This window comes from Ruegeria sp. HKCCA5463 (assembly GCF_013034175.1).
GTDB lineage: Bacteria > Pseudomonadota > Alphaproteobacteria > Rhodobacterales > Rhodobacteraceae > Ruegeria.
The window spans coordinates 1-12505 of sequence record NZ_WQFL01000005.1; the positions used below are offsets into that span (position 1 = coordinate 1).

Annotated in this window: 12 protein-coding genes; 7 read left to right on the forward strand and 5 right to left on the reverse strand. The window is 52.5% G+C overall.

Annotated features, from left to right (window positions below; all coding sequences use genetic code 11):
* Positions 1-836 precede the first annotated feature (836 nt).
* Positions 837-1580, reverse strand: a complete 744-nt coding sequence (locus GOW09_RS11585; RefSeq protein ID WP_171118490.1) for a hypothetical protein — start codon at positions 1578-1580, stop codon at positions 837-839.
* 92 nt (positions 1581-1672) lie between these two features.
* On the opposite strand from GOW09_RS11585, the gene GOW09_RS11590 reads away from it, so the two are divergent.
* The gene (locus GOW09_RS11590) at positions 1673-3133 is read left to right on the forward strand and encodes a DNA cytosine methyltransferase (RefSeq protein WP_217360271.1); all 1461 of its coding nucleotides are present in this window, start codon (positions 1673-1675) and stop codon (positions 3131-3133) included.
* Positions 3134-3136: 3 nt separating this feature from the next.
* On the opposite strand, the gene GOW09_RS11595 is transcribed toward GOW09_RS11590, so the two are convergent.
* Complete coding sequence (locus tag GOW09_RS11595) at positions 3137-4078, reverse strand: hypothetical protein (RefSeq protein ID WP_171118492.1); 942 nt, start codon at positions 4076-4078, stop codon at positions 3137-3139.
* Between the two features lie 168 nt (positions 4079-4246).
* Positions 4247-5416: a PIN domain-containing protein gene (locus GOW09_RS11600; RefSeq protein WP_171118494.1), complete on the reverse strand. Its 1170-nt coding sequence runs from the start codon at positions 5414-5416 to the stop codon at positions 4247-4249.
* Between the two features lie 164 nt (positions 5417-5580).
* Between GOW09_RS11600 and GOW09_RS11605 the strand changes: the two genes are divergently transcribed.
* The 5 genes from GOW09_RS11605 (at position 5581) to GOW09_RS11625 (ending at position 9897) form a co-directional block, all read left to right on the forward strand.
* The gene (locus tag GOW09_RS11605) at positions 5581-6774 is read left to right on the forward strand and encodes a site-specific integrase (protein ID WP_171118495.1); all 1194 of its coding nucleotides are present in this window, start codon (positions 5581-5583) and stop codon (positions 6772-6774) included.
* A complete protein-coding gene (locus GOW09_RS11610) occupies positions 6705-7346 on the forward strand; it encodes a hypothetical protein (protein ID WP_171118497.1) in 642 nt (213 codons plus the stop codon). Before GOW09_RS11605 ends, GOW09_RS11610 begins: the two co-directional genes overlap by 70 nt.
* Before the next feature lie 134 nt (positions 7347-7480).
* Complete coding sequence (locus GOW09_RS11615) at positions 7481-7705, forward strand: AlpA family transcriptional regulator (protein WP_171118499.1); 225 nt, start codon at positions 7481-7483, stop codon at positions 7703-7705.
* Between the two features lie 264 nt (positions 7706-7969).
* The gene (locus GOW09_RS11620) at positions 7970-8920 is read left to right on the forward strand and encodes a DNA-primase RepB domain-containing protein (protein WP_171118501.1); all 951 of its coding nucleotides are present in this window, start codon (positions 7970-7972) and stop codon (positions 8918-8920) included.
* Positions 8917-9897: an AAA family ATPase gene (locus GOW09_RS11625; RefSeq protein WP_256368173.1), complete on the forward strand. Its 981-nt coding sequence runs from the start codon at positions 8917-8919 to the stop codon at positions 9895-9897. Before GOW09_RS11620 ends, GOW09_RS11625 begins: the two co-directional genes overlap by 4 nt.
* A gap of 516 nt (positions 9898-10413) precedes the next feature.
* On the opposite strand, the gene GOW09_RS11630 is transcribed toward GOW09_RS11625, so the two are convergent.
* Positions 10414-10644, reverse strand: a complete 231-nt coding sequence (locus GOW09_RS11630; RefSeq protein WP_171118505.1) for a hypothetical protein — start codon at positions 10642-10644, stop codon at positions 10414-10416.
* A 293-nt stretch (positions 10645-10937) separates the two neighbouring features.
* On the opposite strand from GOW09_RS11630, the gene GOW09_RS11635 reads away from it, so the two are divergent.
* On the forward strand, positions 10938-11135 hold the full coding sequence (locus GOW09_RS11635) for a hypothetical protein (protein ID WP_171118507.1): 198 nt from the start codon (positions 10938-10940) through the stop codon (positions 11133-11135).
* Between the two features lie 25 nt (positions 11136-11160).
* Here GOW09_RS11635 and GOW09_RS11640 read toward each other — a convergent pair whose 3' ends face one another.
* Positions 11161-12477, reverse strand: a complete 1317-nt coding sequence (locus GOW09_RS11640; RefSeq protein ID WP_171118509.1) for a phospholipase D-like domain-containing protein — start codon at positions 12475-12477, stop codon at positions 11161-11163.
* Between the last annotated feature and the right edge of the window lie 28 nt (positions 12478-12505).

Genomic DNA, 12505 nt, shown 5'->3' on the forward strand with positions numbered 1-12505 from the left:
ATCAGTGGACGACTTTTGCTCCGCCCCATGGCAGGTTTTTACGCCGCCGTTGACACATGAGGCGTTGTGAGCGCCTCCAATGGATCGCATGGGTTATTCAAAACGCAGACACCTGCGATGAAATAGATGTTTGGAAAAACAAACGAAAAGGCCAAAGAAGCGTTCTCCTCTGGTATCAGGAAGATTTCCTCGTCGTCTTGAGGGTGAGAAACGGATACTACCTGCTAAAGTCAGGATACTGCATCGAGTATGAGAGCGCCCGGCGAAAAAAGCGCAAAGAGAGAGATGCCTATTTCCAGCGCATCACTTAAAACGGCAAAGGCCGTCGCACAAAGTGCAACGGCCCTCGTTTCTCTTTCCACACTTGGTAGATGAGATGACTGATATATGTGCTATAAGCGTGTGAATGTCAAGTTAAGGCTCCGCTCCAACCAGAAGTCGGTAAAGGCAAACGGTCTCTTCTTCTGACTTCGCCAGAACGCAGTCATGCACGACCCAACCGGCGATTCACAAGTGCTGAATGTTAGTCCATAATGATTTGCAGTCCCGGTGCAGTCCCGGGCAATCAACCAATGAGGTGCAGAAAGGGCTAAACCGTCAACGCATTGCTTTTCTTGAAGAAAAGTGGTGCCCGGGGGCGGAATCGAACCACCGACACGAGGATTTTCAATTTTCCTAAGTCTCTATTCAGGCTCTCTCAAGGTGGTTCAGGCCGTGTCAAAAAGCCTTTTCTTTGAGTGCCTTGCGGCTTTCAGACCTCGGCGAAGTCATTCAATCCATTTCATCCCAGCCCACCGTTATTTGCACCCATTGTGCACCCAAGCGCGCAGCTCGAGCTACCATTCTGGTCGGGAGACGCTTGCCCGTAACCTCGCGCGATTGGCAAAAGCACATCTACTTCGCAGTGGGCATTCTTCGCATTTCGGGTTCTTCGAACGACAAATCGAGGCAGCGAAATCCAGCGTTGCCCAGTTGGTTTCAACCGGATGTTCTCGAACTAGCCATCTCGCGGCTGACTGAAGCCAAGGATCGTGACGGATATCTGCTAGTTTTCTTGGTCTTAAAACACGTTCAATGACCCTCGCCATGTTAACGTCGACCAGTGGTCGCGCCTGACCATGCTGAAAGAGCAGTATCGCGTTTCCCACGTACTGCCCAACAGCTGGTACTTCCTTCAATTCTTCAGCGGTAGACGGAAAACGGCCAGCTCTTTCATCAGCATAGCTCGCAAGCGCTTTGAGTGATGCGGCTCTTCGCCTCCAGAGACCTAGTGGTTTCAAGAATTGTCCGAGGTCGTCTTCGGGGCAATTGGCGATGCTCTCCCACGATGGGTAACGGTTGAAGAATTTCTTGTAGATCGCAGAGACGGTTTGGCGGCGTGTTCGTTGCAGAAGCACCTCTACGCAAATGCGTTCATAGTCAGGTGCATCTTCGAGCCGCCATGCAAACCTCTCGCCGTCGATGGCGTACCACTCCAATAAGGTTTGCCTTAGCAGGGTCAGTTTTCGCTTCTCGCCGCCAGAGACCACAGAGGGTGGTTTGCAAGCTTGACCCTTTTGGATGTTCTTTTTTTGTTTCATTTTTCCTGTTGCCACGGAGCTTAACCGTAAATTAGGTATAACACGTCAAGTTCAGGCAGGTTTAGTCGTTCACAATCTGTCTCGAACTAGATATGCTACATCAACGCCCGAAACAGCTACATTTCCTGGATATGCTTGAAGCCGTGAACACAGTTGTCGATATCGACCCTCTTACCGATGAAAAAGCCGGCTCCAACCGTCGTCCTATGTACATGGTGGACATGTTCGCGGGCTGTGGCGGCTTGTCCATGGGCATGGAGAACGCGGACTTCGTTCCTGTCTTCGTAAACGAACTGAACCCCGACGCGATGGCGACGTACCTGAAGAACCGTCACCATTCCTTGGGAGGGCTGCATTTCTCGGCGAACGAGGACCTTCGGTGTAATGATGCCAACGACTTGCGCGGCCCGAGGCTTGAGCAACTGGTGTCTGATCTCAGGAACATTCCCGAGCTGGGACTGCAATTTGATTTGGGAGCGGGCGCCGAGTCAGGTGCTGGTTCCAATCTTGATGTTCTCGCGGGCGGTCCACCTTGCCAAGGTTATTCCGGCATCGGGATCAGACGCTCCTACGATGTGGACAAGGCCGACTTGCCGTCCAACCACTTGTTCGTTCGAATGGCGCACGTCATTCGCAAGCTTCGGCCACGAATATTCCTGTTCGAGAACGTGCAGGGCCTACTGAACGCGAAATGGACGCGAGGTGGTACCGACAGGATTTTCCCGGACGTGCTATCCGAGTTTCGTTCGATCCCCGGCTACACGGTTCGCTATTCTCTTGTGAAAGCTAAAGATTACGGTGTGCCACAGAACCGCCCTCGCGTTCTGCTTGTCGGCATACGCGACGACATCTTGGATTCTTGCGAATGGCTGGAGCCTCAGGCCCACAAGGAAGATGCCGTGAAATGTGGCTTCCTTCCCCAACCTACGGGGGGCTTTCCGGACCTTATCGACTTATTGGGTGACCTGATCGATGATAGCGTTGCCGATACCTTGCGCAGTGGTGAATTCGCTAAGGGGCCGTTCATTACGGACAGGTATCCTTCGAAGCCTAAGAACGAATTGCAGAGACGGCTTCGTACGGCCCCCCACTGGTTCCACAGCAAGACCGTGCCGTTGACCGAACAAGAATACAGTAAGCACAAGCCCAACATCGTCGCCAAGTTCCAGCACATGCTAGACAATAACGGTGAGATCCCTGACCAGTTCAAAACCAAGAAATTTTCGCAGCGCGTTCTTCGTGCACGTTGGGGCAACACCGAACCCAACATCACGGCGACTTCACTTGCCGATGACTACGTGCATTTCAGTCAGCCGCGCGCCCTGACGGTTCGCGAATGGGCACGTCTTCAGTTATTCCCAGACTGGTATCAATTCGCAGGTAAGCGAACCACGGGTGGTCTACGACGTGCCGGCAATCCGCGTGAGGGCTTGTTTGACCGCGAAGTCCCGAAATACACGCAGATCGGCAACGCGGTACCAGTTGGACTGGCCGAGGCCGTGGGTGAGCATTTCCGTAAGATTATCGGATCATACGAAGCAAACCCGCAATAGTTATCAAGCGAAACGTTTCTTAACGTGCTCTGCGAATTCCGATATAGTCCAAGTGTAATCCTCGAAGTAATTTAGGCGATCTAGAAGCTCGGTGCGTTTGTTCGCATTTCGAACCTCTTCTGCCGCACTGCGCAACCTTTCCTTTTCGCGTTCGATTTCACTGCGAAAACAAATCAAGTTCACCTTGTTGGATTTTTGACTTTCAACAATTTGAGCACCGATATCCTTTAATTTCTTCTTGCTTGCAGTCAGACCGTTCCCCGTAAAAACAAAAGGTTTGCCGCCTATCTTCAGTTCGCTCGAGGTTAGTCTAGTTCGGTCATTGCTGCTCATTTGAACCGCCATGAAAAGCTCGACCTTCTGATCCTGTTGATCAGGCACGCAAGGGAATACAAAATCGGTATCCGAACCAGATTTTGACTTGTACTGCTCCCGATAGTGTTCGTCTTTCATAAGTCCGGCAGCAGACAAAATCGCTCGAGCTATGTTTTCACCAGCTTCCCCCGCGTTGCTTTTGTTTGCTTGAGAAAGTGATTCATTGACGACCCTTGCAACCAAGGACTTGAGGCGATCTTTCGCGACGGGGGAAGCCTCTGAGCTCAACAAATGCTCAGCCACGGCTGCGATAGTTGGTTTACCAGCGTTCAACAGGCCATCATCAAGCTTGGCCAAATGGTCGTAATAGACAACACTCGAGTACTTGTTGTTAATCCTTAGAAAAGCTCTAGCCAGTTCGTCGATCTGGTCGTCCAAATCGGATAAGTCGTTCAATGATATGAACTTGTCCATCTCGAGTTGGATTTCGGACTTGCGTGCAGGTTCGCTTGACGCCTTGACACGTCGGACAAAGCCATCTGTTCCTTGCATCTCCTTCTTTAGTGATGGGTACAGCGCGTCTATGCAATCAACCCATTTGTCAGAAATTAGGTGGGAAAAATCAATCAAGTTAGCACCTTAGAAGCAAACGTTTCTTGATAGCTTCTGCCCTTGGAGAACGGATTGCAAGCTCTGTGCTGGATTGTTCTCAGCCACAGTCGGCGTACCGCTCCTTCCATCACTTCATTTCCTCCCCGTTTGCCCAAACGGGAAACAGTTGGGCGTTGATCAGAAGCCTTAATGTCTTTCCTCTTGATCAAGCATGTATTCCATTTCGAAATCATAGTCTGGCTCAGCAAGAGAGTGATCAATGTATCCGACGTCAACGGAACTTGGAGCGTCTAAGAGCTCTACATTGTCGATTTTATACACTACAGAGGCTTCGCCGTCTTCATCGTCCATGAAGTGACTGATCTCAAGCAGCAGGAAGGCGTCAAACTCAATTTCCTGCTCAACCGAGGTCGACCCCATAGGAACATAGTCCTTGTCGATGGAATCTCTGATCGAGAAACTAATTTCGGCGTAAACGTTGGCAGTAATGCATACTGGAACCCGGAAGGCAAAACCCTGTGTGCCGACACGAACAATGTCGATTTCGGTGCTGTCGTCATCCAATCCGGGAATCTCGAAATCGACAAGCGTTAGACTCGCGCCCTCATCCTCTCCCGGCATCGGCCCATCAAATTCTAGATAAGGGCATTCTGCGTCCACCGCGTATTCCACAAAAGACCTAAGTTTTGGTGCCAAATCAGGATCGCCTGCACCGACCAAGCTCAAAACGCTCTTGGCAAGAGGAATGGTTTCCTCTGCCAAATCATTCAGTATCTCAAGGGCTTCCCCAAGATCCTCAACAACATCAATATGCTCACTCTGTTCAGCGAAAGATTTCCAGTCCCCGTCATTGCTGACCGCAAGAATCCGTTTCTTCTTCTCAATCGCCCAGCGTTCCAACGTTAGAAGTGCGATGGCATCCGGGAACTCGCTCTTTTTGCCTTTGCTGGCAAATGGCGCATCATTCCTGAAGTATCGCTCTAACAGCGGCTTAACGTCTACCGTGTCCGCAGAAACAATCTCGGCACCTGTGTTTTTGGAAAAATCTGAGAGCTGATTTTTTGCGTGTTCTGAAGGCTTTGCCATGCCATCTCGGATGGCTTCCAGCGCGGCGCACTGTGGATCAGAGAGTTGGCCATTTGACCGACCTGCCCTGATCGCCTTGTTCAGAGCATCATGTGTCGCCTTTGCTTTTTCAGTTAGTGGTTTGTGGATTTCTCGAACAACGATTTCTGACAAAAGGAACTGGACGAGGCCGTCTTTAAATTGATCGAGTTGACCGAGCAGCCCAGTGTCTAATTCCAAATCGTTGGAATAGACCACCTGAGTATCAATCGTTAATGCATCGTATTTCATGGCCTACACCCAACCCGCTCTGAAGTCTTCATTGGCGTAGCAAGAAATCTTTGCCACGCGACCCCACCAAAGAGACCCATATGTAGGCAGCAACTAGCACTACCTCTCGCTCCCTTTCAAGTTGTACCCTGACACGCGGATTCTGGGTGTCTTACGATGTCTGCATGAAACAGATGCTGACAACCAAATCACTCGACGCGATGCCTCCGGCGACTACCAAACGGTACGAGGTTCGCGACCAGAAAGTAAACGGCCTGCATGTGCGTGTGTCGACCACAGGTGCCAAGGTGTTCTATACGATGGTGCGCCCGAACGGTTCACGCAGACGCCTCAAAATCGGCCCATATCCTGTGGTCTCCCTTGCCGACGCTAGACGTCGTGCAATGGAAATCGCCCGTGATGTCGAGTTGGGTGAGTTCGAGAAACCATCTGCGGTTTCCGAGGCACCCACCCCGACGCTGGGCGAGACAATCCCCAAGTTCATTGAGCTTCACGCCAGACCCAACACCAAGGACTGGAAACGCACCGAAAGCGTGCTGCACAAGTTCGACGATTTGAAGGATCGGCCCATCGACCAGATCAAGCGGCAGGATGTCAGCAAGGTGCTGGACAGCATCATCGCCAACGGGACGCCGACACGCGCAAATCGGGCGCTCTCAGCGATCAAAAAGCTCATGAACTGGTGCGTCATGCGTGGTGACATCGAAACATCGCCTGTGGCTCTCCTCAGGCCACCTACGCGCGAAATCCCTCGTGATCGTGTGCTGAGCGATCATGAAATTCGCACGATATGGCAGCACAGCGATGCCGAGGGATATCCTTTCGGTCCCTTCCTCAAATTGCTGATGATGACAGGGCAGCGACGAGCAGAAGTGTCTGACATGCGCTGGTCTGAACTCAATCTTGACGAGGGTATTTGGGAGCTTCCAGCGAGCCGGGTGAAAAACGCGCGCCTGCATATCGTGCCTCTGCCTGCACAGGCCGTGGAAATATTGCGTTCCCTTCACAGATTTCTTGATAGCGACTTCGTGTTCACAACGACTGGGCGTTCAGCGATATCTGGGTTCGGACGTCTCAAGGAACGTATCGAGGCTACGCTGCCCGAGAGCACACCTGATTGGCGCTTCCACGATTTCAGGCGCACAGCCTCCACAGGTATGGCAAAGATCGGCGTGGCACCCCACGTGATAGATGCTGTGACCAACCACAAATCAGGAGTCGTGTCCGGCGTCGGCGCAACCTACAATCGATATACGTACTTCAACGAGAAGCGTGAGGCATTGGAATTGTGGGCGAACGAGTTGACGAAAATCACGACGGAACTTTCGGAGACGAGTGCCGTGAGGAAGTCCGGGTAATTCTTGCACTTGAAGACGACCAAGTCTTTGCGACCTTTTGGAACAAGCTGCGCGACGAATGCCTCAAAGTTCGTAGAGGGATTGAGGCCTCCCCCAATGGTTTCCGTCTGGCTCCGTTCGACAAATCGCTGACACAACGAAAGTCATGGCTGCAACGCCAAGTGGTCAATCCAATTGAAACACTGCAAGCTGCATTGAGTGATGAGAATGCTCCTCATTTCGCGCATTGGGAGCGCTTTGGCGAAGATGCGCCGCACTCGGATGCAGCGCTTCTCGAAGCGCTCGCCATCTTGAAGGAAAGGGCAATTTCGCTTCAACGCGAATTTGAGGACGAAATCACGGGCGAAACTGCCGGGAAGATCACACACACACATGAAATCAGGCACTACGTGGTCTTCGTCTGTCTGTCGGAACTGCGTGAAAACTATCCAAACCTAAGGCTGTCACGGGGAAACTGGGACAAGGAGCTGGGCCAAAGCGTGGGTCCTGTCCCTGATTTCGTCAGGCGTGTTTTCTTTGAAACAACCGGCAATCACGAACAGCTTGATGGGCCTATACAAGCGAACGTTTAGCCCATCTGAAAACCAGAGTTCGAATTGAGTTGAGGGCTTCAGGAGCTTCGCTCGCAATACGATCCAACCTGATCCATCTTTTGTCTTGTCGGAGCGCTCCTTCGCAAATCGAAACATGCAGAAGGAAAGACAAAATGGATATCTCGAACGGACAAAAGGTCCTTGCTACACGCGCTGACTTGAGGCGCTTAGGCATCACCGTAAGCAACAGCACGCTTTTGCGTTGGGAAGCCCGTGGGCGTTTCCCTCGCCGGGCACGCCTCGCTGGCACCAGTGTGACGTGGTTCCTCCACGAGATCGAACAGTGGCTCGCTGAGCGCGCTGAAGAACGGTCCCGTCACCAATATGCTGAGTTCTAAGCATGGGGATCAATTTTCGCTGGGGCTACACCTACGAAGACCTCGTTCGCATGGGAATTTACTACGAATACCGTGAACTCATTGATCTTGGTGAACGTGGATTATTCCCGAAGCAACCCGTCCCGTTCGTGTGGGACGCGGACGAAATCGTAGACTGGCTGGCTCTCTATAGTTGGCGGTTACCTCCAAAGCCCAAAGAACACTGACATCAAAGGCTGGGCGATTAGCGCCCCGTCCTTCCCGTACAATTCGAAAGGAAACAACATGCGAAATCGCGTGAACCATACCGCTCGTCCTCGCAAAGGGCATCCCCATGCATTCAAGGATTATGATGATGATTGCGTCATCCACCAAAGCATGGTGGGCTTCTTGACCGACATCTGGAGAGGAGCGCCCAGCGACAGCTGCTTCTTCATCGCAACTTCGAACCCAGATGGTAACAAGTGGCGAGAGCATGTTGTCCATGGCGACAATGTGATCCCCGGCCTGAACAGGTTCTTTCACCAGCACTCCCGGTGGGACTATAACCTGTATTTCTGTCCCAACCCGTTTTTCAAAGACCGCAGGAAAAAGGAATTCGCACGCCCATCACGGCTCGGCTGGTGTGACATCGATGAAGCCGACCCTTATGCCTTTCAGCCAGAAGCCAGCCTTGTCTGGGAAACATCGCCGGGTCGTTTTCAGGGGGCTTGGCTATGGGACGGTTGGCACAGCCCCGAAGAAGCAGAAGGCTACTCTCGTTCCCTTGCTGATCGGCACGGTGGCGACAGCGGCTGGACGATCACCAAAATGCTTCGCATTCCCGGCTCTGTGAACCACAAGCCCCAGTATGACGAGCCTTTTGTCCGGTTGGTTCATCGCAACTGGAACAGGATCAGAGACCGTCCTCCGTTGCCGGAAATTGCCCGTGCGATGGCCTCTGGCGATTTCGTCAATCCAGATGCACACGATCCGAAAGAGGTATTCGAGAAGTACCGGAAACGGCTTCACGCGAAAGCTCGGACGCTGATCCGTCATACCCGCGCGACAGAAAAGGATCGCTCGTCCTGCATCCATCTGATCATTGCTTGCCTTCACGAAGTGGGTGCAACACCTGACGAGATTGGATGCATCCTTTGGCACAGCCCGTATTTCATCGAAAAGCACGGGTATCACCTTGACCGACTGGACGCCGAAGTAACGCGCGTGGTCTCGAAGCTGGAGGCCTCCCAATGAGTCGTAGGCAAGCAACGAAGTCACGGGTCGCGCGGTTCCCCAAGAAGAGGACGGATCGGCCCAAAGCGTCCAACAAGTTGACAACGTTCACAGCGAGCGACCTACAGGCCATGGAATTCCCACCCCTCGAATTTGTAGTCGAGGGACTGATAACCGAAGGCCTGACGTTGTTGGCTGGCAAGCCCAAGATGGGCAAGTCATGGATGGCGTTGGATTTGGCGATGTCCGTCGCCATTGGCTGTGAGGCGCTTTGTGACAGAGCCTGCAAGAAGGGTGCTACGCTCTATTGCGCCCTTGAAGACAATCCAAGACGCCTACGAAGGCGAATGATCCAAAACTACGGCGATCAGACCTCTTGGCCGGAGAATTTCCATTTTTCGGTTCAACTCAAGAAGCTGGACGATGGGGGCCTCGATCAGCTTGAGGATTTCATCGAAGAGCATCGCCCGAGCTTGATCATCATCGATACGTTGGTCTGCGTTCGGCCAAAGGTGAAAGGCAAAAATGAGTACGAGGCCGATTATGCAGCCCTGTCACCTCTTCAGAAACTCGCGGGCGAGCACGGCATCGCGATCATCGTTATCCACCATTTACGCAAGATGAGTGGCGAAGACCCCTTGGACATGGTGTCGGGAACCACAGGATTGACCGGGGCCGTCGATAACGTTCTCGTCCTTGATAGGAAAAGCGATGGCGTCACCCTGTATGGGCGAGGTCGGGAGATGGAAAATATCGACGTCGCCGTGGAACTCGACGATGGCCTATGGCGAGTTCTGGGCGATACTGACTCCGTGAGGATTTCGAGCGAGCGTAGGTCAATTATTGACGTGTTGCAAAATGCCGGTAAGCCGATGGGGCCGAAAGACATCGCCGATGCGTTGAAGTGGCCACAGGAGAATGTGCGCCAGCTACTTTTGAGCATGGCGACCAACGGCGAAGTCAAAAAGCCAAGGCGCGGTAAGTACGAATTGCCGTGAACCGAGCGAGCGCGATCACTTTGATCACGAAATCACTTCGGCGACCCTGATGTGATGATGTGATCGAAGTGATCAACCTTCAGCAAAAGCGCTAAACGGCTAGGGGCCGAAAATCTCAGAAGTATGCATGACCCCTTGTTTGCCCAAAGAGCGAACGCCATCAAAAAAAACGCCTCCTCCCATCCTCCTGTGGACACCTTTCGCCAATGCCTCAACAGACGCGGTCAGATGCGCCCAAGACCGACACGCGGACTATTGATCAGGCTGTTAGAGGTAAGGCGGACCTAAATATCCGAGTCTTTTCAATTGGTCCGCAAACGGGCTGGTCCGCAAAGCTACATTCGGGTGCCGAATGGGTGGGTTTACTCATTGGCTGGAGTGTCCGTGGTGCGATTTGCACAGCCTTTGCCTCAATTGAAAGCTTAACCCTGCACTGGCGCTCATCTTCGGCATGCGACCACGGCATGTTGGGTGCTGCTGGGGTGGCCCGACAGTTTAGGTTGAGTACTGGTCGCGTCAGTTTTGAACCCAACCCTTACGATGGAAATGACGCAAAACGATGCTGCGGTTGAACAGAGGAAAGCCGATCCACAGGCCGTTCAGGGTGAAAAAGGATAAGATCGCCCACCACCACATCCCTTTGAAGGCATAGTAAAATGGGCCGAACAGCAGGCACCACAGGCGATGCAAATTGCCGAGGATGACTTTCTCCTGTCCGTTGAAGCTCCAAGTTGCACGAATGACCATCGCGATCTCCTTTCACTAATTGCAGTCGCAACAGCGCAATAAGATTGGGCGGCACCAGTCGTCAGGGTATTTCCCAGTGGGTAACCTGTCTGAGCAGCGTACAGGGGCCAGCGTTAGGCTCGATGTGGCACCGGGCTGGATATGTCGCGAATGCCGGTTAAGCATCCTGCTGGCTCAATACAACGCGGCCACGCGCGCCTATCGCTTCATATGCCGGGGCTTGGTAAGGGTTGTCCCTGACATACCTGCTGACCTCGTCTTATCGATCTGCATCAGAAACCTAGGAGATCGACATGCCCGACATCATCACGCTGAAAGCCCTTTGCGAAGAACTTAAGATCGACCCACGCGAGGCGCGTGAAAAGCTACGCGCTGCTGCTGGCGACGCAAAAGCAAACCCTGAACTGGCGAAGGCCCGCAAACCACGCACACCGTGGCAATGGGTAATGGGGTCGGCAGCTGAGAAGGCTGCGAGAAGCATTCTCTCATAACAACCAACGGAGTGCTTTGTTGCCGCTACTCTCCGGCAACCAAGTGCTCCACATCAAAACCAAGAAGCCGTATCCCCCGAATTGAGCGATTGTTAAATGGTGGCCGCGTTGGGTCACCCCAACCGAGCAGCTCCATCACACAGGCTTCGCCAAAGCCATTTAGCTTATAGTTGCCATACACACAGTCGTAGGCACGATCGATTGCGTCGCCGGGGCCAGACAACAAATACTTCACCGTTCTCACAACTGCCTCACGCGTGTTGTTTGCTTGAAAATCGAGGCGCAAACGTTCGAGGCCGGTTAGGTCTTCACCCAGATCTTTTGATGCGAAGCGCAACCGTTCAAGAAAGGCGTGACACCCTGTCAAATAGTGGAACAGGTCATCATAGATGAGTTGCTCAAGTTCGGAGGGGTCACAAAGATAGGTTCGAATGTTCTCGATGTTCTCAATTTCCGATGACGCGTGATAGGCGTCACCTTTCACGGTGTCGTCAGTCGACTGCCAAACATCCACGTAATGCGCTATACGATTTGCCCGTTCTTCGGGATCACTTAACAAAGTGGTCTCACGCCATCCTTTTCCGCCACCCTGTGTGAGCCTCAACCAACCCAGAAAACGCCCCATTTCGATTTGAGGGTCCTGACCTGAATATTCTGGGCGCCCAAACCCGTGTTCTTTCGCGACGGCAAGAATCTCATTGTGAGCTGGAACCAGAAGCTCGTCATACTTGCGACGAAAGGTTTGGATGAACGAGCGCTCCTTCGACTTTTTCTCGCTGCCTACGACCACACTTGTTGGGGCCGCAGGTTTGACAAATTTGTGAATGAATTTTTCAAACGCATCCTCCCCCTGTGGCTTTTCTTTCGATTTGAACGCCTTGGTATACTCGCGTAGCACTCCCTCATTGAGGACGTCTGCATCATTCCATAAGTCATCGAAAATTTGAGGTAGGTCGTAGAATGCTTCATCACGGTCCTGTCTCAACAGAATGGACAGTTCTCGGTTCGCCTGTAGGCCACTTGTCGTGAGATTGGCTGATCCAACAAGGGCCACGTCATCGACGATGTATAGTTTGGTGTGGAACTTCGCATCGGTGAAGTATCTCACTTTCACCATCGGGTTTTGGAACGCAGTGTGTAGTGCGTCCGGTGTGGTGACTGGGGAAAACCTCACGATCAACCGAACCTCGCATCCTCTATTGGTCAAGGCTTCTATGGGGTCGGTCGTTGTGAAGAAGGGGGCAGCCAGCAGGCCGACACGCGGATTAGTTCCAGCCTCCAAAAAGAAATTGATTGTGAAACCAGAGGCGGACGTATTCCCGTACAGATTTCTTAGCGACAAAACCGGATTTCCACATAAGTTTTCTTTG

Bases quoted from the DNA above. Each gene is read 5' to 3' on its own strand.
- GOW09_RS11585 (WP_171118490.1), bottom strand. From the start codon at position 1,580: ATGAAACAAAAAAAGAACATCCAAAAGGGTCAAGCTTGCAAACCACCC.
- GOW09_RS11615 (WP_171118499.1), top strand. From the start codon at position 7,481: ATGGATATCTCGAACGGACAAAAGGTCCTTGCTACACGCGCTGACTTG.
- GOW09_RS11590 (WP_217360271.1), top strand. From the start codon at position 1,673: ATGCTACATCAACGCCCGAAACAGCTACATTTCCTGGATATGCTTGAA.
- GOW09_RS11605 (WP_171118495.1), top strand. From the start codon at position 5,581: ATGAAACAGATGCTGACAACCAAATCACTCGACGCGATGCCTCCGGCG.
- GOW09_RS11630 (WP_171118505.1), bottom strand. From the start codon at position 10,644: ATGGTCATTCGTGCAACTTGGAGCTTCAACGGACAGGAGAAAGTCATC.
- GOW09_RS11635 (WP_171118507.1), top strand. From the start codon at position 10,938: ATGCCCGACATCATCACGCTGAAAGCCCTTTGCGAAGAACTTAAGATC.
- GOW09_RS11625 (WP_256368173.1), top strand. From the start codon at position 8,917: ATGAGTCGTAGGCAAGCAACGAAGTCACGGGTCGCGCGGTTCCCCAAG.
- GOW09_RS11620 (WP_171118501.1), top strand. From the start codon at position 7,970: ATGCGAAATCGCGTGAACCATACCGCTCGTCCTCGCAAAGGGCATCCC.
- GOW09_RS11600 (WP_171118494.1), bottom strand. From the start codon at position 5,416: ATGAAATACGATGCATTAACGATTGATACTCAGGTGGTCTATTCCAAC.